Below are 21,886 nucleotides of genomic sequence, written 5' to 3'. Positions count from 1 at the left end.
TGGGGCCTCAGGTTTCCGCGTTGAAATCGAGGGCGAAGTCGATCAGCCGCGTGTCGTCCCAATAGACCTTGCCCAGATACATGCCCGGCCCGATCTGGCGGATCTCATCGCGGATCCACTGGGCGACGATCGAGGTGTCGGAATAATCCAGCACGATACATTCCTTGCCGTCCAGCCAGCTTTTATCCTTATAGACTTTGGCCAGAATGGCGTTCAGCCCGAAGGGCAGGATGCGGTTTTTCAGCACGCATTTCTCGGCGTCAAACACCTTGCCTTGCCACGCGAACCCGTTGATGAAGCGCGAAATCAGCGGTGTGAACCGGGTGCCCGGCGCGATGATCGCGGTGCCCTCGGCCTCGCCATCAGGGATCTCACCGGCATTGGACACGGTGAACAGCGCGTCCAACTCGTCCTGCTCCATGTCCATCAGGGTATCAATATCATATTTCATGCAACATATCCTCGCTTTGGGGGTGGGACTGCGCGTCTTCCAGCACCATGTCGGCGGCTTTCTCGCCGATCATGTAGACGGCGGACGCGATGAAAAATCCGGGGATTTCGGGAAAGACCGAGGCATCGGCGATCCGCAACCCCTTGGTGCCGTGAACCCGCAAACGGCTGTCCAGAACGCCGGCCTGATCCGACGGGCCAATGGGGCAGGAGCAGGACGCATGATGGCCCCAGCAATTGTCGCGCACGAATTGCGCGATTTGTGCGTCGGTTTGCACCTCCGGGCCGGGCGTATCCTCGGCGGCGATACGTCCGTCCTCGTGCAGCGGCGCGCAGAGCTGTCGCACGAATTTGACGCCCTCGACCACGGCGGACAGGTCTTCTTCGCCGCCTTCCGCGAAATAGTTGAAGTCGATGATCGGCCTGTCGCGTGGATTGCTGGACGCCAAGCGGACACGCCCCGTCCGGTTCAACGTATGCGCCTTCAGAACGGCCCAACTTATGTGGTTCTTGCTGCGCGCCAGATCGGCGGCATAACCGGGATAATACCCGTTGAACTTGCCCAAAAGCGCCATGCAGAACAGGTCTGGCACCGTCTGAGCCTCGGACGAGCGCCGGATGACCGCAAGCGCCGCGCCGTTGGTGGCATAAAGGCCGTCGCCACGTTCTTTCCACGTCTTCCACAATGGGTCGCCGACCTCATAGCGGCAGTCAGCCATGCACTCCCACGTGTCGAAATTCATCCGGTTCACCACGGTGACTTCATAACGGTCCTGGAGCGAGCGTCCGACACCCGGCAGCGCCACCTTGGGCGTGATCCCGTGGGGGGCAAGCTCATCCGGGTCGCCTATGCCAGACAGCATCAGGAGCTGTGGCGTGTTGAAGGCACCGCCCGCCAAAATGACCTCTCGCGCTGCGTGGACTTGTTGGGGTTCACCCGGTGCGGTGCTCGGGTCGGCATGGGCCCGGTAAAGCTGGGCACCTTTCAGATATTCGACCCCGACCGCGCGATTGTCATCATCCAGAAGAACCTTGGTTGCCAGCGCGTCCAGCTCGACGGTCAGCCGGTCAGGGTGTCGCTTCGCCACGTCCAAAACCCGTTCGCGCGACCCGATGCGCAAGCCGTTGCGCGTGGTCAGGGGTGTATAGACCATTCCGTCCGCGTCATCGTTGATCCGGTCACGGTCGTTAGGGTCTGCGGCGCTGTTGGCAAGCCAGCGCAAGCGTTGCAAAACGTCACCTCCCGCCCCCAGCATCTCGCGCAGAGACGTGCGCACAACGTTCATGATGTCGTCATCCCTGAGGGCTGCGCGCGGGATGGCCTTCTCAGTCGACAGCCAACCATCGAAACCATGACCCGTTCGATCTATGCCGATCGCGTTCAATATGCGCTGCACGGGCCGATACCGACAGTTTTCCAACTTCTGAAAGGTCTTGTGCATGGCCTTGGGCGACCAGCTCTCATCGCCGGTCAGGTCCGCGATCCGCTGCCAGTCGGAGTGATGCGGATAGACGAAGATCATCGCATTATGGGCGGTGCAGCCCCCCAACGTGCCCGCGCGCGGATACAGCACGCCTTCGGGTCCGGCTTTGGGATCGCGCGCCTGAGCACCAGCATCCGCATAGTGGCTGACATGGAAGTCCCATCTGATCGCCGCGTTTTCGGTCGCGAACGGATGGAAGGCTGGCACGTCATAATCATCGGGCAGGCGGTTCGCGGCCTCGTCCATGCCGCGCACGCCACCATTCAGGGATCGCGGGTCGCCACCGGCTTCCAACAACAGCACGCGCATCCCGCCCTCGGCCAGCCGCGCGGCAGCGGTTCCCCCGCCGGCGCCAGAGCCGACGACAATGTAGTCATAGGTTGGCTCCACCATCCCGCTCCTCAGAAGCGTTTGAGAAAGGCGATTAGCGCGTGCTTCTCTTCGTCCGCGAGTTTGGTGCCGAAGTAATGCCCGCGATTGACCACGAAATCGGGGCATTTGCTGAGTTCAAGAAGTGGTTCCACCAGATCAGCAAAGATCGCGCGGGCCTGTTCGTCGCTGGCATCGTCGGGCAGCTCCTTGAGGTCGCGTTTGATCTTGATGATCAGCTTCGCAAGCTCAAAATCGTGGCCCAGACGTTCCAGCAGGTCAGCTTGGTCCAGCCGGATATTGAGGTTTGCCAATAACCCGATTGGCGTCCCAGCAGGGATCGGACCAAGGACGATGTCGCCATCCAGATTGAACAACCACGGCAGATCGTCACGCAATGGGGTCAACAGTTTCACAAGGAAATCGGGCTGAAACCCTTTCGGCACGATCAGATAGCTCTGCTCGGTTGTGCGGTCGATCACGCCGGGCACCTTGTCGCCCAAGACGGTGTCCCTCAGGCGCTTCTCGGGCCAGAGCATTTTGGTGATGCCGTCGTCAAACGCCTGCATCCTGCCATCCACTGACGGGTCCTGATTGTAGTACCCAACCGTGTTGTTCAGCAGGTAGGGCGCGGTTGACCACAGGCTGATCAGCGACGGCACGCGGGTATAGCCGCGGCCGCCTGCGGGCATTACGTAGTCATATTCCTCGCCGGTTTTCGGGTGATGCACCTTGATCGTCCCGACCGATGGCAGCGCCTTGTAGGTGGAGGACGAAAAATTGTCCCAAATGTTGCCCTCGATCGCGTTGGTGGCCAGCGGGCTGCAGGCGTTGGTTTGCAGCACCGTCACCGGGATGCGCAGCTCGTTTGACAGGTAGTTGCCGTCAAGGAAGTCATCCGCATGCACGATCTCGCGCATCTCGGCCTTGAAACCGTCGGTCCGCGTCAGTTCGCCATAGCGCTGGAAACATTCCAGATAACCGGGGCCGGAACAGCCGCCGGGCATCGCCTCATAGGCGCTATCGGGCAGTTTCGACGAATGGCAACCCGCGCAGTTTTCGGCAAAGATCGTCTTGCCTTGATCCAGCAGGGCGTCATCCTCGGTCAGATGCGCGTCGCCGCCGGGGGCGTCTTTCAAACGGTCGGGGCGCCCGGCTTTGAGGAAATAGAGTGCCGTCAGGGGCGACTGGTTTTCGGTCGCGCGCCAATAGGCCGAGTTCTTCTGCGCGGTCTCGATCTTGATCGGCGTGATGTCCTTCCCGCCCACAATCGGGTTGAAATGACGCGTCCATTCTTCGCTGAACAGCCCGATATTCAGATACACGCGGTTCAGCGCCCCAAGGGCACCCACGGAATCCGCCCCGTCCTTCAGAACACGCGGGCTGAGGCTAAGGTCAGGCTCTTCGAAAAACTCGGTCAGCGGGCCTTCCGCGATGTAGTCCTGAAATTGCTTGTTGTCGCGTTCGCCGCCCTCAAGCCGCTCTTCGCCAAAGCGCCTCGCAACGGCAAGCCGTTCTTCAAGCAGATAGATCGCGTTCATCGTGCGCGGGTTGTTGATGTAATCCGGTGAAACCAGCGAGGTATCCAGCGTGCCGGGCCGCGCGGTGTGGATCAGTTGAACCATGTACTGACGCTTGTCCGGCTTCCACGCGAAGACCCGATCAAACCAGAAATACTGCGCGCCGACCGTGGCGTTCAGATTGTTCATGGCGGGGTTTTCGGGGTCCTCTGGCGGATCAATCGGGCTTGGACCGACATGACAGAACGCGCAGGACATGCCGACACGATAGGGACGCACAAGGTCGTCGTCGTTGTAATAGTCGGGATCATTGTAGAACCGTTCAGCGTCCCAGCGGCTTTCGGCGCGTTCGTCGAATTCCGGATTCGGGAACAGGCGCAGGCCAAGAACGCCGGTCGGCTCTCCGTAGTAAGACCAGACGGGCATGTTGCGGCCCCGCGCGCCGATTTCGACGCCGGGATACTTCTCGGCGTTGGCGAAGGGGTCGGGCGCGCAATCGGGTTGGCGCACGTCCAGCCACAGCCCGTGGCGATCGGCGGCCGGACCCGTGGCCTCGTCAAAGCATGGTTCGTTGATCAGGCCCAGTTGTTCAAACCGATTGCTGCGTTTGGCTTCAAGGCTGGGATGTGACGACAATGTCTTGAGCAGATCGAACTGCCCGAACGTGTCCACCGTCAGCGTGTCCCAGAGCAGATCATTGCCTCCGGTCCAGACCAACCACATGTTGCGGCCCTTGATTTCATCCGGTGTCAGCGCAATCCCGTTGTCCATGTCGGCGAAGTAATCTTCATCGGCAGGGGGAAAGGTGGTTTCGTCGCGGCCAACCAGAAGGGCTTCGTCCCGCGGGCCCGAAAAAAGCTGCGCTGTGGCGGAAAGTGGAACAAAAAAACCGAGCAAAAAACACGAAAAAAAACGGAGTAGCATCGGTGAACTCCTCAGTAAGATATTCAAAAAAGAATCAACTTTAAGTGTCAAATTAATGCTTCATTGTCGGCGCAGAACGCGTTTTTTGCAACAGTTCTGTATTTTCAGCTTGATTGTGGAGGGGTTGCGGACAGTTGAAATTGCCGGATTCTTGTCCGACATTTTATGATGAGTTTACGCCATTATGGGAAATGAGATTCGCGTCCCAACAACCTGTAATGTCGGCGAAAACTGCAGTCGTCGCACTGTGGTCGCCCCTACGCATAGGGGCTACGCAATAGAGCAAGTCCAGCCGTTTCAGAGTCACGTTGGGGGCGTTTCGAAGAAGTCGACACCTGAAAAGTGTCAGCAAGGGTTAATCGGTGGTGTCGGTAAGTTCGGTTGCGGCCTCGGCAAGTGTCAGTTCACGCAAGCCCACAGTGCCAATCAGCGTGTCATCTTCGACCACCAGTGCAACATTCAGGTTCAGTCGCGCCAGCAGTCGGATCGCATAGCGGGCTTGCATATTTCCAGAAATGTTAATCGCGGGCTTTTCCATCACCTCATAGACGCTGACCCGCGACGGTGTGCGGTTCCTGGCAAATACCTGACGGGCAATCATGCTGATGGTCAACACGCCGAATTCATCGTCGGGCGACCGCTTTTCGATTACCAGCGTATCGTGCCCTGAGGATTGAAAAACTTGTAACGCTTCGGCCACAGACGCCAGCCCGTTGATGACATGGGGGTCTTGCTGGATCGCATCGCGGACACGGGTTTCTTCGGGTTGGCTCATAACTCGTCCTTTTCTAACGAGGTTTTCAGGGCTTTGACCTGTGCCTCAAGGCCGATGGCGTCTTCTATATCAATCTGGAACACCACACCGCGCCCCGGTTCTTTCAGAAACTCGCCTGCGGCGCAGATGGTTTCAAGAATAACAGCAGCGCGGTGTTCTTCCACCAAAAACAAAGCCATATCGCGCTGTCCCGCCACGGTCAGCCCAAGGAAGGTTTTCTTCTTCTCAAGCCCCTCGCCACGGACGCTGGTGATCACGGTGGCACCGGTCGCCCCTGCGCTGCGGGCGGCGTCAACAACAACGTCCGTATAGGCATCCTGCACCAGCGAGATGATCAGTTTGAACTTCATTCTGGGTCCTCCATTTCCGGGTTTGGCACGTGTAACTTATGTCGTCGAGCGTCATTCCACTGAACAAGCTGCGCATAGCCCATGACCGTGATCATGGGAAACAGACTTGCCAGCGCGATCAATCCGAACCCGTCCAATGCCGGGCTGCGGCCCGGCACGGCTGCGGCAAGCCCCAGCCCAAGGGCGGCAACCAAGGGCACTGTCACCGTCGAGGTGGTGACCCCGCCGCTGTCATAGGCCAGCGGCACGATGCCTTTCGGCGCAACGATTGTCTGAACGATCACAATGGCGTAGCCGGCGATCATATAGACATAAAGCGGTGTGCCAGTGACGATCCGATAGGTGCCGAATACAAGGCTTAACGCGACGCCGAGGGCAACGGCGATGCGCAGCCCCCATTCTTTGACGGTGCCGCCAGATACTTCGCGCGCTTTGATGGCAACGGCGATCAGTGACGGTTCGGCGATGGTGGTGGAAAACCCGATGGCAAAGGCGAAAAGATAGGTCCAGCCATGGGCTGTCCAATCTGTCGGATCACCCAGAAAGGCCGGGTCTGTCAGTTGGCGGGCCATAGCCTCGCCCAGTGGGAAAAGGGCTTCCTGCAGGCCAAACAAGAATAAGCTAAGCCCCAGAACAACATAGCCCCCTCCGACCAAGACACTTTTTAAGTGAGGGACAGGTTTGCGCAGGACCACTGCCTGAAAGAACACGAGCACGATGGCGATGGGCAGTACATCTTTGAGCGTGGCTGTAAAGGTGTTCACGAGGTCCGCAATCATTTCCAAGCCCCCACGATCCCGAAGCCGAGCACGAATGCGATCGGCAAAAGGCTTGCAAACGCAACCAGACCGAAGCCATCAATCATCGGATTTCGCCCCTTAATGACACTGGCCAGGCCCACGCCCAAGGCGGTGGTCAGCGGCACCGTCACGGTGGACGTGGTGACCCCGCCGCTGTCATAGGCAATGCCGATGATTTCGGCTGGCGCGAAGGCCGTCAATACGACGACAAGGGCATAGCCGCCAATGATCAAATAGTGGATCGGCCAGCCCAGAAGAATGCGCAGCACGCCGATGATAAGTGACGATCCCACCGCCGCCGCAACCGTATAGCGCAGCGCATTGGCATAGCTGATCTGCGCGGCGTCACTGGCGCCGACCGCGCCGATGTCAGCCATGACACGCGCCGCCTCGCGACTGACGGCGATCAGGGCCGGTTCGGCGAAGGTTGTGCCAAAGCCTAGTGAAAAGGCGAACGTCAGCAGCCAGAACAGGCTGCCCTTGTTGGCAAACGCGTCCGCAAGCGATTCCCCGAGGGGAAACAGCGCCAATTGCAGGCCGCGAATGAAAATTGCCAGCCCCGCCATGACAAAAAGAAGGCCGATCAACTTCTCGCCGATATCGTCCATGGGTTGACGAAGAACCAAAAACTGGAACACGGCCACAACGCCAACAATCGGCGCCAGATCGCGCGCCGTCCCCAGCGTCAGAAGCGCAAGTGATTTGAACTCGTCCAGCAACGGATACCTGTTGTTTTGATGGTTCAAACAGGTGGGCCGCAAGGGCCGCGACCTCCGTCACCGTGTCATGCTTGTTTGCATAGTAGAAGTAAGGCGGACCGCATACAATTCGGTTCTTGGATTTTCTGTCACTGTTTTGGCAGAGTTGGTCGAAGCTTCGCATCTAAGCCTTTTGCGAGAAAGGATCTTTCGCAGTGTGCAGCCTGAGATGTCGCATGAAGGCGCGTGTGACGCCAGAGGTCGGTCGGTCATCGGAGGTGACGAAATAACTGCGGTATTCGAGTTGCGAGGCGAAGGGGCGAAACACCACCTCGTCAGACCGATACTGCACGATTGGAAACGGATTGACGATCGTTAGGCCCAGCCCTTCTTTCGCCAGATCAACTGCGGCAAAGGACGTGGATGCCTCGGCCACGATGCGTGGCGTACTGCGGCTGGCATGTAGCACCTTTTCAAGCTGGGCGCGGCGCGCATGGCGGTGCGTCAACGCAACCAGCGCTTGCCCGTTAAGATCTTCGGGGTGAATGATCTCCCGGTTCGCCAAGGGGTGGTCACACGCCATGGCGCAAACCGCGCTTGAGGTCCGATAGGGGATCAGTTTCACGCCGTTTCGCGACAGCTCGACCCCGCTGACGCCCAGATCATAACGCCGTTCCAAAATACCGCGGATCACATCCTCGGACGGGGCGACGTCAAGGCTGACATAGAATTGAGGGTTTGTTTTCAGAAAAGTGGCGATGTGATGCACCAAAAAGCGATGCGCATAGGTCGGTGGCGCGATGATACGCAGGGCTTCCTGTGCGACCTCGGGCGGGCCGTCAATTCTGTCGAGGGCTTCAAAAAGCGGGTCCAGCCGACGGTTCATCAGCACCGCCTCGCCGGTTGGGCGCAAACGGCCGCCTTCGCGTTCGAACAGGATCCGACCCGAGCGAGATTCCAGACTGGCGATGGACCGACTGATCGCAGATTGCGACAGGCCCAGCCGGATGGCAGCTTTCGCTGTGGTGCCACTTTCCATCAACGCCCGTAGGGCCTGATACTCGGGCAAACTATGCCAGGATTTGGTCGCCATGGGGTATAGTCTTTCTGCGTTATTGTAATCGCTGCATGAGAAAATATCATGCATATTTCTGTAGTCTATGAGAAATCATGGCATAAGCTGATCCGGTGTTGCCTTGGGGGGAAATCACATTTGAACAGCCAAACCACGCCTTTGGTGTTCGACGGCCATAACGACGTCTTGTTGAAGCTTTACCGCGCGGGCGGTAAATCGGCAGCGGACACGTTCGTTTCCGGTCGCGACGGTGCGATTGACGTCAAGCGCGCACATGTTGGCGGTTTCGGCGGTGGCTTTTTCGCAGTTTACGTTCCGTCGCCTGTCGATCTTGACTTCAAGATGCAGGAGATGACGAAACCGCGCTATGACCTGCCGTTGCCAGAACCGATTGATTGGGAGGACGCATTCCCTGTCGCGATGGCGCAGATTGCAATCCTGTTTGATCTTCAAGAACGCGGGGCTTTAACGGTCTGTCGCACCGCTGCACAGATCCGCGAAACCCTGAATGCGGGAAAGATGGCCGCGATCCTTCACATCGAAGGGGCCGAGGCGATTGACGCAGAGCTTAACACTCTGGACGTGCTGTATCAGGCCGGGCTGCGGTCGATTGGGCCGGTGTGGAGCCGCTCGACAATCTTCGGTCACGGCGTTCCATTTCGGTACCCAAGCGACCCGGATATCGGGGACGGCCTGACCGATCATGGGCTCCGGCTGATCCGACGGTGCAATCAGTTGGGAATAATGATAGACTTGTCACACCTGAATGAGGCAGGGTTCTGGGATGTGGCACGCCATTCCACCAAGCCGCTGGTGGCAACTCATTCAAACGCCCACGCGATTTGCCCTCACAGCCGCAATCTGACGGACAAGCAACTGGCAGCCATCCGCGAAAGTGATGGCATGGTTGGATTGAATTTTGCGGTGGCTTTCTTGCGTGCTGACGGGCGAATGCTTGCGGATGTGCCGCTGGAACAAATGTTGCGCCACCTTGATCACCTGATCGAACATCTGGGTGAGGAGCGCGTGGGGTTAGGGTCCGATTACGATGGGGCCGTTGTGCCCGAAGATCTGACATCCTGCGCCGGTCTTCCAATGCTAAGACTGGCCATGGCGCGTCACGGGTATAGCGAGGCATTGATTGCCAAGCTGTGCCACGAGAATTGGCTGCGTGTGCTGGAAAAAACTTGGGGACAATAAGCCCAAAACGCACGCTGCAATATACGAAACTGAACAGGAGAGGTTCAAAACATGAATTCTATCAATAGATTACTGACAAGTGCTGCGATTGGCGTGGCGATGGGGGCATCCTCCTTTGCGGCTTACGCGGAAACGCCCGCCAACATGCTGGTCATCGCCAACCGTATCGACGATGTGACCACGCTGGACCCGGCGGAAAGCTTTGAGTTCGCGGGCTCGGACATCAGCCGCAACGTCTATAGCCGTCTGGTCTACCTGGACCCGCTTGACCTTGCCGCAGGCTACCAACCCGGCCTTGCCGAAAGCTGGGAGGTCAGCGAGGACGGCAAGACCATCACCTTCACCATGCGTGAAGGCGTCACGTTCCATTCCGGCAACCCGGTTCGCGCCGAAGATGCGGCGTATTCGCTGCAACGCGCGGTGATCCTGAACAAGACGCCTGCGTTCATCCTGACCCAGTTCGGGTTCACCCCTGAAAACGCGACCGAGACCATCAAGGCCGACGGCAACAAGCTGATGATCACGACGGACAAGCAATACGCGACCTCGTTCGTGTTGAACTGTCTGACGGCCACCATTGGCGGGATTGTCGACAAAGAAACCGTCATGGCCAACGAAGTTGACGGCGACATGGGCAACACGTGGCTGAAAACCAACTCGGCTGGCTCCGGTCCCTATACGATGGCAGGCTGGAAGCCCAATGAAAGCGTGACGCTTGAAGCTTATCCGGACTATTACGGCGGCGCGCCGACGATGGAGCGGGTGATCGTGCGGCACGTGCTGGAAAGCGCGTCGCAACGTTTGCTGCTGGAGCGTGGTGACATCGACATCGCCCGCAACCTGAACCCGGAAGATATTGCCGGTGTGATGGAAGCTGGCGGCATCAAGGTCGAGGACGAGCTGAAAGGCCGTCTGATGTATCTGTCTCTGAACCAGAAGCACCCTGAGCTGTCCAAGCCTGAGGTTCGTCAGGCGATCAAATACCTGATCGACTATGAGGGGATGAAAGACAGCTTCCTGAAGGGGCAGTATACGATCCACCAGAACTTCCTGCCCGCCACCTATCTTGGCGCGTCCGAGGAAAATCCCTTCTCGCTGAACATCGAAAAGGCCAAGGAACTTTTGGCGGCTGCCGGTGTCGAAGGGCTTGAGATCGAAACAGGCGTGCGCGAGGCGCAGGAACGCATGGAGATCGCTCAATCGCTGCAAAACACCTTCGCGCAGGCTGGAATCACGCTGAACATCACCGTGGGTACGGCGAAACAGATCCTTGCTCGCTATCGTGCGCGCGAGTTGGATATGTATCTGGGGGCATGGGGGCCGGACTATCCTGACCCGCAAACCAATGCGGGCACCTTTGCCTATAACCCCGACAACAGCGACGAGGCGAACGCCACCGGCCTTCTGGCCTGGCGGAATGCCTGGGATACAGGCGGGCTGACACCGAAGGTCGAGGCCGCCGTAACCGAGGGCGATCGCGACAAGCGGGTGCAGATGTATCAGGACATTCAGGCCGAGTTCCGCGAGATCTCACCCTTCGCGATCATGTTCCAGCAGATCGAACAATCTGCGCTGCGTGACAACGTGATGAACTGGTCGACCGGACAAGCCGTGACCTCTGCTGCCTATTGGCAGGTCACCAAATAAATGGCCCTGACCGAAGACAATAACGAGAGGCGCCCAACACGGGCGCCTCTTTCAGACACGCTTTGGCCGGCGCTGAAAACGGCTGTCAGAACGCTTAGCTCGATCGCGGTGACGTTGTTGGGCCTGCTGTTTATCACCTTCATTATCGGGCGGGTCATGCCGATTGATCCGGTGCTGTCCATCGTTGGTGAACGCGCCTCGCAATCGACTTATGACGCCGTGTATGAGCAGCTTGGGTTGGACAAGCCCTTGATCGTTCAGTTTCTGTATTACCTCTGGGACGTGCTGCATCTGGATTTCGGCACCTCGCTTCTGAACGCGCGCCCGGTGTCCGAGGATATCGCGCGGGTGTTCCCCGCCACGCTAGAGCTGGCCACGCTGGGCATTCTGTTCGGCGTCATTCTGGGTGTGCCACTTGGCGTGCTGGCCGCAGTGCGTAAGGGATCATGGATCGACCAGGTCGCACGGGTGTTGGCCCTTGTGGGGTATTCCATGCCCATTTTCTGGCTCGGCCTGATGGGGCTTTTGATCTTCTATGGCATTCTTGGATGGGTTGGCGGTCCGGGCCGGGTTGGCATTTTCTATGTCGATGTCGTGCCCAGTGTGACCGGTATGATCCTGATCGACGCGGCATTGGACGGCAATTGGGACGTGTTCAAGGACGCGTTTTCCCACATCATCCTGCCAGCCTCGCTGCTTGGCTATTATTCACTGGCCTATATCAGCCGCATGACGCGGTCGTTCATGCTGGAACAGCTTAGCGCTGAATATATCACTACAGCCCGCGTGAAGGGCATGTCGGAGTGGGACGTGATCTGGAAACACGCCTTCAAGAACATCCGCGTGCAACTGATCACCGTGATCGCACTCAGCTATGCGGGGCTTTTGGAAGGATCCGTGCTGACCGAGATCATCTTCTCGTGGCCCGGTATCGGCAGCTATATCACCACAGCGCTTCTGTCCGCGGACATGAACGCTGTGCTTGGCGGCACTGTTGTGGTGGGTTTGGTCTTCATCCTGCTCAATATTTTCTCTGACCTGCTCTACAAGGTCTTTGATCCACGCGCGAAATAGGGCGGGACAGTATCAATGACAGAACAAACACTGAAACAGTGGCTTTTGACGGACACGCCGACCTCGCGCCGCCATGCCAAGATATCCGCCTTCTATCAGGGCTGGCTGTCGTTTCGCAGCAATACGATGGCGATGATCGGTTTGGGCATTCTGGTAGCCTTGGTGTTCATAGCGGCCGCCGCGCCGTGGCTGTCGCCGCATAATCCCTTTGTGCAGGATCTGGGCAACCGGCTGGCACCGCTGGGAACCGAGGGCCACATTTTCGGCACCGACAGCCTTGGCCGCGATATCCTGTCGCGACTGATCTATGGCGCGCGGATCACGCTGTATATTGTGGCACTGGTGGCGCTGATCGCGCCGGTGGCGGGGCTGCTGGTTGGCACGATCTCGGGCTATGTTGGCGGCTGGACCGATACGATTCTGATGCGCATCACCGATATTTTTCTGGCCTTCCCCCGTCTGGTTCTGGCGCTGGCTTTCGTGGCCGCTCTGGGCGCCGGGATTGAAAACGCGGTTCTGGCGATCTCGCTGACCGCATGGCCACCTTACGCGCGGATTGCGCGGGCCGAGACGCTGACCATCCGCTCCTCGGACTATATCAGCGCGATCAAGCTGCAAGGGGCCGGGCCGCTGCGCATCATTACCAAGCATATCTGGCCCTTGTGCATTTCGTCCCTGATCGTGCGGGTGACGCTGGACATGGCGGGGATCATTCTGGCCGCGGCCGGCCTTGGGTTCCTCGGCCTTGGCGCGCAACCGCCCAGCCCGGAATGGGGCGCGATGATTTCTGAAGGGCGGCGCTTTATTCTGGACCACTGGTGGGTCGCCACCATGCCCGGTTTGGCCATCTTCACGGTCTCTTTGGCGTTCAACCTTCTGGGCGACGGTCTGCGTGATGTCCTTGATCCGAAGGCAGGTGAGTGATGAGTGTGCTACTTGATGTCGAAAACCTTTGGGTGAAATTTCCGACCCGCCAAGGCGTGTTTGACGCGGTGCGCGGTGTGTCGTTTACGCTGGGGCGCGAGCGGTTGGGGATCGTGGGCGAAAGCGGCTCGGGCAAGTCGATGACCGGCCGCGCCATCCTGCGCCTGATCCGCCCGCCGGGGATCGTTGAAGCCGATCACATCAACCTTGAAGGCGTCAACCTGCTGGACAAGACCGAAAAGGAAATGCGCGACGTGCGCGGCCAGCGGATCAGCATGGTGATGCAGGACCCGAAATTCTCGCTCAACCCCGTTATGACCATCGGCGATCAGATCATCGAGGCGTATCGGCTGCACAATTCTGTGTCCAAGTCGGCGGCCTATAACAAGTCGCTTGAGATGTTGGAGGCCGTGTCGATCCGCGACTCCGAACGGGTCATGCGCGCTTATCCGCACGAAATGTCGGGCGGGATGGGCCAGCGGATCATGATCGCCATGATGCTGATCCCGAACCCCGAGATTCTGATCGCGGACGAGCCAACCTCGGCGCTGGATGTGTCTGTGCAGCGCCAAGTGTTGGATATCATGGATAAGCTGGTGAAAGAACGCGGCATGGGGCTGATCTTCATCAGTCACGACCTGAACCTTGTGGCCGATTTCTGTGACCGCGTGTTGATCATGTATGCGGGCCGGATCGTCGAAGTTTGCGACGCCGACAAGCTGCATGACGCCAAGCACCCTTATACCCGCGGGCTGCTGAATTCTCTGCCTCGTCTGGACGCGCCGCGCGACCGGCTTGAAGTGTTGCAACGTGACCCCGAATGGTCCGAAGCCCCCAGTGTGAGTGGTCGGTTATGAAGATGTTAGACGTCGCAAACCTGAACGTCTGGTTTGGCAGCCACCGCGACCGGGTGGATGCGGTCAAAGACGCCACATTCGACGTAATGGAAGGCGAAAGCTTTGGGCTGGTGGGCGAAAGCGGATCGGGTAAGTCGACCATTCTGCGCGCGATCACCGGCCTTGCGCCGGACTGGTCCGGCACGATCACGGTCGAAGGCGAACAGATAACCCACAAGCGCCCCAAGGCGTTCTTCAAGACGGTGCAGATGGTGTTCCAAGACCCCTATGCCTCGCTTCACCCGCGCCATTCGGTGGATCAGGTGCTGGGCGAGACGCTGCAACTGCATGGGTTCAAGGATATTGATACCCGTGTGGTGAAGCTGTTGGGCGACGTTGGGTTGGGCCAGAATTTCCGGTTCCGCTATCCGCACCAACTGTCCGGCGGGCAGCGTCAGCGGGTCGCCATCGCCCGTACACTGGCGCCCGAACCGGACCTGCTGCTGCTCGATGAACCCACCTCGGCGCTGGATGTGTCGGTGCAGGCGGAAATCCTGAATCTGCTGGCCGACCTGCGCGCCGAACATAAGCTGACCTACCTCATGGTGTCGCATGATCTGTCGGTTGTGAGCCATATGTGCGACCGGCTGGCCGTGATGAAGGATGGCGAGATTGTCGAGATTTTGGACGTGGACGCGCTGAGGAACATGAACGCCAAACATCCTTATTCGCGCGATCTGCTGAAAGCTTCAATCTAGCGGTCGGCCCAAGTAAATGCGTTGATGTGGTGCAGTCAGACGGCGATGGCACGCCAAACCTGCCAGATTGTTACCGCCAAGTTATTCCGCTTCCTGAATTTCTGGCTTATGTATCGTCCGAATATTGTGCTGTGAGCTGCGTTTTTGCGCCGAGCTTGCGGACAGCCGAGCGACAGGAAACACCATGGTCTTTGAAGCACTTGATCGCCAGACGCTGGACGTCATTGCCAGCAAAGGTCGGCTGCGCAAATTCAAGAAAGGCGCACAGATATTCAATCATGGTGAACCGGGGGCGTCTCTGCTGATTGTCGAAACTGGCATTGCAGAGGTCAGCATCACCACCTCTTTGGGTCAGAAGTCCATTTTGGGCCTTGTTGGTGCGGGCGATGTGATCGGCGATATCGCCTGTCTGGACGGCGGTCCACGCAGTGCCGATGTGATCGCGGCCGAGCCGGTCGAAGCCTTGGAAGTTCTGCGTGGCGATATCCTGAATATCCTGAAAGAAGACGGCGACAGCGCGATCCAAGTCATCATTGCCTTGTGCCAGAAAGCACGCAACGCGTCTGAGATGTTTGAGCTGAAAGCCTTGACCAGCGGCCAGGCGCGGCTGGCAAGTTGCGTCTTGCGTCTGCTGAAAGACAAGACTGGCGATGCCCACGATGACCGCGTTCGCGTCAGCCAAAGCTGGCTGGGTGCCTATGCTGGCCTGACCCGCGAGAATGTGAACCGGCAACTGAAAAGTTGGGCAAAAGACGACATTGCGCGATTTGAAAAAGGCGCGGTGGTCGTCACGAACCTGCGCGCGTTGGAAGACATTGTCTTGAACGATGGCAGCTAGGCGGTCTTGGTCAAACCCGGCCGCACGCTGCTTTTCGAGCGGAATAATCACCTGCTCGCGCGAAAGGCGGTTCGGGGTGTGATCTGCGTCACAAGCCTTGCCGGGAATCAAGCGTATACATGTAGGTGGAAGCGCTGAAGGCCCTAAAACGAAACGGTTTTCTAGCACGATAACTTAGCAAGGTATCGCTTTGGGTGGCCGCGTAGGCGGTATTGGAGCGACATTTCGTCCAGCGCAAGTTGGACATTTCTGGGGTGCTTCCGCCCGTCAGATGACGGATGGGTAGGGCCATACCAATTTCGGTGGCCTGAGTGGTGAAGGCGCTACGTCAGCTCCGGGTTGTCCGACCCGGAGGCGCCGACCGCCTCAACGCCGTGTATTTCCGCGGAGATGGCATTGATGCGAGATGCCCATTCGCGCTCGCCTCGTGCTTCGATAAGATCGGCAGCTTCACGCAGCAGTTTTTTGGCATTTTCCAAATCGCCGCGTGCAGCCGTCGCTTTGGCCAGAACCGCCTTATAGAACGGCAGGTTAAGCTGGACGCCGCTGGCGCTTGCATGGCCGACATAAGCCTCGAATTCGGCCGGTGCCGTGTCTAAATCGCCGTCGTGAATTCTTAGCAAAGATTGCCATAATCGCCCGACCAGCGACCAGAAGTCTGCCCGCTGCTCGTCGGCAATGTCGATGCCGGCCAGCACTTCGCTATGGGCAAGCGCCATGTGTCCTCCTTCAAAAAACGCCTGCGCGCCGAAAATGTGGATCCACGGCAACTGCGCGGTGGCACCAATCGCGTTCAGGTGGTGTTTTGCGGCCTCAATCGCCGCCAGCGCGCCGTCTTTGTCGCCCTTGCGCACCAGAATATGCGCATCTGCTGACAAAACAGAAGCGAGCGGGTCCGCGCCAAGTTCAACGAACAGCATGCCGTGATCTTCAACCCGATAGAGGCGTTTCAGCGCATCGCTGCTGGCTTGGGCAGCTGTGAAATCGCCTGCATAGAGCCTTTGCGCGGTTTTGTTGACCAGCCAGAGGATCGACAACTCATCAGAGCTTCCATGAGCGATTTCTCTCATTTTATCAACAAGCTCACCGCTTTCGTCAACGTTGCCACTGATGATGCGATGGGCGAACAGCCCATAAAGCGCGACCATTCTTTGCCGGTCTGTTCCCTTTGCATGACTGACAGCGCTTTCAAGTTTCTCATAACTTTCCAGAACCGTAGGATGCGAAAATCCAAATCGTTGAACTTGTGCACTGGCCAACAGGGACAGGACCGGAAGATGTTCGTCTCGGGTCACGGGCTTGCCGCCAGCCTGCTTTTCCATGTCGATCCGCGCGCGGTCCAGATATTTGATGGCGGGGTCGAAATTGGCCCCCCTTAACATATGGACGCCAGCAGCGATGCAGGCGGCTGGAATTTGATTATGAGCTTTTGCGGCAAGAAGATGGTCTGCCAGAAGTTCGGGCAATTTCGCGCAAAGTTCCGGGTCGTGCACTTTCACTTGCTCGGCAAACCGCAAATGAAGCGCGCGACGGCGTTTGCCCGGCAGCATTTCATATGCGGCGTCGCGCAGAAGAATGTGATCGAAGGCCAAGCCATCGCGCCGTTTGTGTAAGACGCCATTGATGGTCAGCACGCGCAACTCGTCGTCGATGGCGTTGCGGTTCGGCAGCAAAAGCCTGGCATGTTCAGGATCAAAAACGCGTCCGAGTACCGAAAGACATTGCACCACGTCCTTCAACGGCCCAAGCCCATTGATGATGGCTTGAAAGGTCGCCTCAATCGTTTGGGGCAGGGGCAGTTCATCTGCTTGACCACCCATTTGTCGGGCATGTTCGGCCAGCGCCAGAAGGAACAGCGGGTTGCCTTCGGCCCCGGCGATGATGCTCTTGCGCCGGTCTTTTGTCAGCTCAGGGTAAGCGTCCAGTGCTTTTTGGGCCGCCGCGTTCGACAGGGGGTGAAGGTCGACCCGATGGACGGCGGTATCATCCACCCATGCGACGATTTTTTCGGTGCGTCGACTGGTGATGAACAGCCGATTGGTAAATTGCGGATCATCAATCAGATTGCGCAGAACCGCCGTGCTTTCTTCATCCGCCCAGTGGAAATCGTCAAAGGCCAGCGCGGCATGTTTCTGACCTGCAAGCTTGCCTAATATGCCCGTCATCAACTCGATGCGACGTGCCTTTTGTTGTTCGGGGGTCAGGTTTACCGGTGTAGCGCCCGTCAGCCCCAGAACACCCGCCATCAGGTTGAGGTCCGTCTTGTCCAGCGCAATACCAATGGTCGCCAAGGCACTGCCCATTGCGTCGGGTTGCGACGTGCTGGGCAGGAATAGCTCGGTGCGCACCGCTTCGGCGATTGGAAACAACGCGGATTGTTTAAGGTTGGCACGGGCATCCATTTGGATGACAGGCGAGGGGGCTATTGAACGCACCAGTTCAGCCAACAGGGCGGATTTGCCAATCCCGGCTGGACCGATCAGCGCGAAAGATGTCGACGTATCGCCCAGCAGGATAGACAGTTCCTTATCGCGCTCAAGAAGCGCGCGACCTGTATCTAGCCGTTCCAGAAAGCTGAACCCAGCGACGCCGATGACATCCACCGGCGCGTCAATGCCTTTCAGCGCGACCTTCTCTTGCGAGGTGATGTCCAGCTCGGCCAGTCTGGACAGGAAGGTCTGCGTTTCGCCCGAGATGACGACCCCGCCGGTCGGGGCTTGCTCCTGCAGGCGCGCGGCACGGTTTACATGCAGCCCGGCCAGTTGGGGGAAAAGCGTGCCACTTTGTCCCACCCGGCACATCACCTGTCCACTGTCGACCCCGACGCGGACATTCTGGCCGTGCAGCCTTTCCGGCGCAGTTTTCGCAATCGACAGGCCAGCCGCGATTGCCGACAGGGCGGCATCTTCGCTGTCTTGTCCCAGCCCGAAACAGGACAGAACGCCATCGCCGTAACGCTGCAATACAGTGCCGCGATAGGTGGTGACGACGTCGTTGACCAACCTGTGAAACGCAGAAATTGTATTGTCATAGTCTTCGAGCTCGGAATGGCTGGCATAGGCAGTTGATCCGACCATGTCGATAAACTGGATCGTCAGAACCCGCACTTCAGGGTTTTGCGCGTCGACCACCACCTCGGCACCGCAGTTCCCGCAGAATTTCGCACCCTGCGCAAGCGGCGCAGAACACGCCAAGCAATTCATAACTTGCATCGTTACCTCAATCGTTACGCCGCACCCAAGACCGTGCCACAGCCGCGCGTCTGACCCGGCGACTGTCCAGCGGGTTAGTCATGGACCAAGAACACCAGATTCGGAATGCGCCAGGAAGTCCCATGCCACGATGATGCTGCAACGGTGCAACATCCATGTGGGTCGCTGGAAAGCCGTCCGCGCTGGGATCGGTGACCGAGACCTCGCCCGTGACCGGTGCCACATAGGACCGGTCCAGTTGCAGATCGAACGCGTTATAGAACATGTTGCCGTGCTTGTTGCGGGTCACAAAGGTCATGTCCAGCAGATCCGAGATCGCCCCATGCGCGGGGTGACCTGACAATGCGACCGGATCGCGGTGTTGCTGCGCGCGGAAATCAATTGTCAATCCATCTGGGTCGGAGGCTGTGAAATGGGTGTTTCCAACCTCGATCTCGGCCTTGAATTTGGGCATGGCATAGAAGAACTTGCCCGCGAAAATGGCTGAACTGTTGTTGACATACAGCCTGCGCGGATACAGCAGCGGGGCGGTCTTTCCCTCATCCGTATGGGTGTAGGGAATGGCGAAGGTCGCCTCTCCGTAAGGGCGCATGGCCAGAAAGCCGGGTATGAACGACCCGCGCACATTGTGATAGCTGCAAAAGGACATGCCCACGGGATGATGTCCGGGTCGCGACATCGGACAACGGCCCAAATGGATGCGATCTGGCAGCATCGCCTGCACCTCGGCGCGCGGAAGGTCGTAGAAGAAGAATACGCCCGTCATCTCGCCGCGCGCAAAGAATGGGGTCAAAGGCCAGTTGGTGCCTGAGATGGAGTTGGTCTGAAACATTGCCTTTTCCGGCATCGTATTCTCGCGGTCGATATCTTCTGCCCCTACATTCAGAAGTTCGACCCCCGTGATCGCCGACGCACAAGCAATCCCCGACATGGTTGCACCTTCAACGCAGCCCGCGTTCAGGCCGCAACGTGTCCAGTCGCCCGCAAGAAAAAGGTTTGAAAACCCGCTCTCAGACGGGGCGAGGCGGTGATAGACGCTGTTGGTGACCGACAGAACATAGCGTTCCGACCCATACATGTTGACGCGTGAATAGATAGCGGCCTGTAGGCTTTCGTAGAACAGCGCCTTGTCAAACTTGCCGCCTTTTTTGGCGTTGGGCCAGATGTCAGGCAGGTCCTTGTCCATCCAGGTGGCGACGTTGTCGTCGAATTCCTCCAGCGTTTCACCGTCCAGAGCAGGGGCGCAGAAATATGATATCGACGCGGGGCCGGGCGCTGGCCAAGCTTCATGTGCGATCAGGTGGGACATGTCCGCCCATGTGTCCAAAGGTTCGGCAAACCCGGTGATAACGGTGCGCATGGGCGCGGACGGGATCGCCTTGGCGTTGTTGTGCGCCTTCACCCGGTCGCCCCATCCCATCTCGTCCGGAGTTTTCGTGAGCCAAAGCTGTGCGGCATGGGTGCCGACGGTTTTCACCCGGTCCAGCATCAGCCGCCAGCGGTCAGATGCGGCCGACAATTCGCGCGTCATATAGGGCAGCGATCCAAGTGAAGCGCCCAACAGGATGATGTCAAAATCCTCGCCGCGCCGCAGATCGAAAGGCGCGCCGGTTGGCGGGGATTTTTCGCATTCGAAATCCACACCTGCTTTTTTCAACTTTGCGCCATCGACCAGTTGGTTCCAGTGAGGCTCGGACGGCCAGCAGGGAAGGCCGCCGACATTGACAAGCGGTTCGTAGTCGCCAGTTTTGACCTTGGCCTGACGGACCATGGACAGACGGTCCACGCGTGTTCCGGCCTCGTTCAGATGCAGATCACGCGCGGCGCAGAAAAATTCGAACTTAACGCCCAACGCCTTGAGTACCTGATAATAGGGCGCGAAGATCGTGTCGCCCATACCCGCCTGCATCTTATGGAAGATCGCCGTCGAATATGTGATAATCAGACGCGACATAGCCCGGATTGCGGTGCCCGCCCCCGTGTCGCCTTGCCGGTCGGTATTACCGCCGGGAAAGCCAAACACGAAGTCGTAACAGCCCCGAATGGCGACCCAATCCAGCGCCAGATCACTTGCGCCATTCATCCGCAGCCAGTCAGAGAACTCCCATTGATCCAGCACGTCATATCCGCTGGTGAACGTGTCCGACCCGACCACGCCGCGCATATACGCTAATCCAATATCAACCAGATACAACCCGCGGCGCTTGGCATCATCGCCAAGGTTTTCGGGCGTTTGCATCGCGTGAACCGCCTTCTGTGCGTCGATGATGAAATCCAGCAGCAAGTTGGTGTCGCGCGCGGTGTGCTTCGCCGGGTCTTTCGGCATGCCCGAGGCATGGCTGTGGATGCTGTGATGTTGGGTCAGCAGGCCGCGCGGGATCGAGATGCCCAGTTTTTCATGCGCACCGTCCTCCATCTCACCTTTTTCGATGAATTCGATGACGATTTCCAGGATCCTCATCATCATCTCGAACGGTCCGGGCACTTTGGTTTCGGACCCCGGCTGCTTATCGTTGCCAGGAAGGTCGATCACCCAAGGATGCCACGGGTTGTCGTCTAGCTCAGCCGTTGGGACTTTTTCGGCGAGGAACAGGTGGGACAGTGGTTTGAACGCCTTGTCCATCGTACCAAGGGGGTCGCTTTTCTTGCGCAATCCAAGCTCGACCAGTTGTTCATAACAGCGGCGCATGTTGCGAAACGCGTTGTCATAGAACCCGGCCCACACATGAAGCCCGTGTTCTTCGATCCGCTCCCCAAATTCTTTGTTGCGCCCGCTGGCCCCTTTGCCACCGTTGCGCCAACCCAACTGGTAAACTGTAATGTCGTATTTCTTGTTCCAATCGGGCGTTTGCGTGATGGCATAGACAGCGGTAATCGCACCCACACCCCCGCCGATAACGGCGATCTTCTGTTTGGCCATCCCCATGTCCTCAGTTCTTAATCAAGATATTC

The 21,886-nt window shown here is 58.3% G+C and carries 17 protein-coding genes; 7 read left to right on the top strand and 10 right to left on the bottom strand.

Going from position 1 to position 21,886, the window contains the following annotated elements:
- Window positions 1-7: 7 nt before the first annotated feature.
- The 8 genes from MUY35_RS02890 to MUY35_RS02855 all read right to left on the bottom strand — a co-directional run bounded on the left by MUY35_RS02890 (window position 8) and on the right by MUY35_RS02855 (window position 8,463).
- Complete coding sequence (locus tag MUY35_RS02890) at window positions 8-451, bottom strand: hypothetical protein (protein WP_248363787.1); 444 nt, start codon at window positions 449-451, stop codon at window positions 8-10.
- A complete protein-coding gene (locus MUY35_RS02885) occupies window positions 441-2,327 on the bottom strand; it encodes a GMC family oxidoreductase (protein ID WP_248363786.1) in 1,887 nt (628 codons plus the stop codon). Before MUY35_RS02885 ends, MUY35_RS02890 begins: the two co-directional genes overlap by 11 nt.
- 8 nt (window positions 2,328-2,335) lie before the next feature.
- A complete protein-coding gene (locus MUY35_RS02880) occupies window positions 2,336-4,747 on the bottom strand; it encodes a hypothetical protein (protein ID WP_248363785.1) in 2,412 nt (803 codons plus the stop codon).
- Window positions 4,748-5,102: 355 nt separating this feature from the next.
- Window positions 5,103-5,522: a CBS domain-containing protein gene (locus tag MUY35_RS02875; RefSeq protein WP_248363784.1), complete on the bottom strand. Its 420-nt coding sequence runs from the start codon at window positions 5,520-5,522 to the stop codon at window positions 5,103-5,105.
- Entirely contained in the window at window positions 5,519-5,872 is a 354-nt protein-coding gene (locus tag MUY35_RS02870; RefSeq protein WP_248363782.1) for a P-II family nitrogen regulator, read from the bottom strand. The genes MUY35_RS02875 and MUY35_RS02870 overlap by 4 nt, the downstream gene beginning before the upstream one ends.
- Window positions 5,869-6,651, bottom strand: a complete 783-nt coding sequence (locus MUY35_RS02865) for a DUF1538 domain-containing protein (RefSeq protein WP_248363780.1) — start codon at window positions 6,649-6,651, stop codon at window positions 5,869-5,871. The genes MUY35_RS02870 and MUY35_RS02865 overlap by 4 nt, the downstream gene beginning before the upstream one ends.
- Window positions 6,648-7,418 (bottom strand): DUF1538 domain-containing protein, encoded by a 771-nt coding sequence (locus tag MUY35_RS02860; RefSeq protein ID WP_248363779.1) that lies wholly within the window; start codon window positions 7,416-7,418, stop codon window positions 6,648-6,650. Before MUY35_RS02860 ends, MUY35_RS02865 begins: the two co-directional genes overlap by 4 nt.
- Before the next feature lie 136 nt (window positions 7,419-7,554).
- The gene (locus tag MUY35_RS02855; RefSeq protein ID WP_248363778.1) at window positions 7,555-8,463 is read right to left on the bottom strand and encodes a LysR family transcriptional regulator; all 909 of its coding nucleotides are present in this window, start codon (window positions 8,461-8,463) and stop codon (window positions 7,555-7,557) included.
- A 48-nt stretch (window positions 8,464-8,511) separates the two neighbouring features.
- On the opposite strand from MUY35_RS02855, the gene MUY35_RS02850 reads away from it, so the two are divergent.
- From MUY35_RS02850 to MUY35_RS02820, 7 genes are all read left to right on the top strand, one after another.
- Window positions 8,512-9,645 carry a dipeptidase gene (locus tag MUY35_RS02850; RefSeq protein ID WP_248363777.1) on the top strand — a complete coding sequence of 378 codons (1,134 nt, stop codon included), beginning with the start codon at window positions 8,512-8,514 and terminating at the stop codon, window positions 9,643-9,645.
- Window positions 9,646-9,696: 51 nt separating this feature from the next.
- Window positions 9,697-11,292, top strand: a complete 1,596-nt coding sequence (locus MUY35_RS02845) for an ABC transporter substrate-binding protein (protein ID WP_248363776.1) — start codon at window positions 9,697-9,699, stop codon at window positions 11,290-11,292.
- Entirely contained in the window at window positions 11,293-12,366 is a 1,074-nt protein-coding gene (locus tag MUY35_RS02840; RefSeq protein WP_248363775.1) for an ABC transporter permease, read from the top strand. It abuts the gene before it with no gap.
- 15 nt (window positions 12,367-12,381) lie between these two features.
- Window positions 12,382-13,290: an ABC transporter permease gene (locus MUY35_RS02835; protein ID WP_248363774.1), complete on the top strand. Its 909-nt coding sequence runs from the start codon at window positions 12,382-12,384 to the stop codon at window positions 13,288-13,290.
- On the top strand, window positions 13,290-14,147 hold the full coding sequence (locus MUY35_RS02830; protein WP_248363773.1) for an ABC transporter ATP-binding protein: 858 nt from the start codon (window positions 13,290-13,292) through the stop codon (window positions 14,145-14,147). Before MUY35_RS02835 ends, MUY35_RS02830 begins: the two co-directional genes overlap by 1 nt.
- On the top strand, window positions 14,144-14,884 hold the full coding sequence (locus MUY35_RS02825; protein WP_248363772.1) for an ABC transporter ATP-binding protein: 741 nt from the start codon (window positions 14,144-14,146) through the stop codon (window positions 14,882-14,884). Before MUY35_RS02830 ends, MUY35_RS02825 begins: the two co-directional genes overlap by 4 nt.
- Before the next feature lie 184 nt (window positions 14,885-15,068).
- The gene (locus MUY35_RS02820) at window positions 15,069-15,722 is read left to right on the top strand and encodes a Crp/Fnr family transcriptional regulator (protein WP_248363771.1); all 654 of its coding nucleotides are present in this window, start codon (window positions 15,069-15,071) and stop codon (window positions 15,720-15,722) included.
- Between the two features lie 323 nt (window positions 15,723-16,045).
- On the opposite strand, the gene MUY35_RS02815 is transcribed toward MUY35_RS02820, so the two are convergent.
- Window positions 16,046-18,934 carry an adenylate/guanylate cyclase domain-containing protein gene (locus tag MUY35_RS02815; RefSeq protein WP_248363770.1) on the bottom strand — a complete coding sequence of 963 codons (2,889 nt, stop codon included), beginning with the start codon at window positions 18,932-18,934 and terminating at the stop codon, window positions 16,046-16,048.
- A gap of 7 nt (window positions 18,935-18,941) precedes the next feature.
- Entirely contained in the window at window positions 18,942-21,854 is a 2,913-nt protein-coding gene (locus MUY35_RS02810; protein ID WP_248363769.1) for an acetoacetate decarboxylase family protein, read from the bottom strand.
- Between the last annotated feature and the right edge of the window lie 32 nt (window positions 21,855-21,886).

The organism is Aliiroseovarius sp. S1339 (assembly GCF_023195695.1).
Lineage (GTDB): Bacteria > Pseudomonadota > Alphaproteobacteria > Rhodobacterales > Rhodobacteraceae > Aliiroseovarius.
The sequence above is the reverse complement of the archived record's forward strand: the minus strand, read 5'-3'. Positions and strand labels throughout refer to the sequence as shown.

What these genes read in the sequence shown, in the direction of transcription:
- MUY35_RS02825 (WP_248363772.1), top strand. Translation starts at nt 14,144, where the DNA reads ATGAAGATGTTAGACGTCGCAAACCTGAACGTCTGGTTTGGCAGCCAC.
- MUY35_RS02875 (WP_248363784.1), bottom strand. Translation starts at nt 5,522, where the DNA reads ATGAGCCAACCCGAAGAAACCCGTGTCCGCGATGCGATCCAGCAAGAC.
- MUY35_RS02870 (WP_248363782.1), bottom strand. Translation starts at nt 5,872, where the DNA reads ATGAAGTTCAAACTGATCATCTCGCTGGTGCAGGATGCCTATACGGAC.
- MUY35_RS02810 (WP_248363769.1), bottom strand. Translation starts at nt 21,854, where the DNA reads ATGGCCAAACAGAAGATCGCCGTTATCGGCGGGGGTGTGGGTGCGATT.
- MUY35_RS02835 (WP_248363774.1), top strand. Translation starts at nt 12,382, where the DNA reads ATGACAGAACAAACACTGAAACAGTGGCTTTTGACGGACACGCCGACC.
- MUY35_RS02845 (WP_248363776.1), top strand. Translation starts at nt 9,697, where the DNA reads ATGAATTCTATCAATAGATTACTGACAAGTGCTGCGATTGGCGTGGCG.
- MUY35_RS02855 (WP_248363778.1), bottom strand. Translation starts at nt 8,463, where the DNA reads ATGGCGACCAAATCCTGGCATAGTTTGCCCGAGTATCAGGCCCTACGG.
- MUY35_RS02830 (WP_248363773.1), top strand. Translation starts at nt 13,290, where the DNA reads ATGAGTGTGCTACTTGATGTCGAAAACCTTTGGGTGAAATTTCCGACC.
- MUY35_RS02865 (WP_248363780.1), bottom strand. Translation starts at nt 6,651, where the DNA reads ATGATTGCGGACCTCGTGAACACCTTTACAGCCACGCTCAAAGATGTA.
- MUY35_RS02880 (WP_248363785.1), bottom strand. Translation starts at nt 4,747, where the DNA reads ATGCTACTCCGTTTTTTTTCGTGTTTTTTGCTCGGTTTTTTTGTTCCA.
- MUY35_RS02850 (WP_248363777.1), top strand. Translation starts at nt 8,512, where the DNA reads ATGCATATTTCTGTAGTCTATGAGAAATCATGGCATAAGCTGATCCGG.
- MUY35_RS02815 (WP_248363770.1), bottom strand. Translation starts at nt 18,934, where the DNA reads ATGCAAGTTATGAATTGCTTGGCGTGTTCTGCGCCGCTTGCGCAGGGT.
- MUY35_RS02885 (WP_248363786.1), bottom strand. Translation starts at nt 2,327, where the DNA reads ATGGTGGAGCCAACCTATGACTACATTGTCGTCGGCTCTGGCGCCGGC.
- MUY35_RS02820 (WP_248363771.1), top strand. Translation starts at nt 15,069, where the DNA reads ATGGTCTTTGAAGCACTTGATCGCCAGACGCTGGACGTCATTGCCAGC.
- MUY35_RS02890 (WP_248363787.1), bottom strand. Translation starts at nt 451, where the DNA reads ATGAAATATGATATTGATACCCTGATGGACATGGAGCAGGACGAGTTG.
- MUY35_RS02840 (WP_248363775.1), top strand. Translation starts at nt 11,293, where the DNA reads ATGGCCCTGACCGAAGACAATAACGAGAGGCGCCCAACACGGGCGCCT.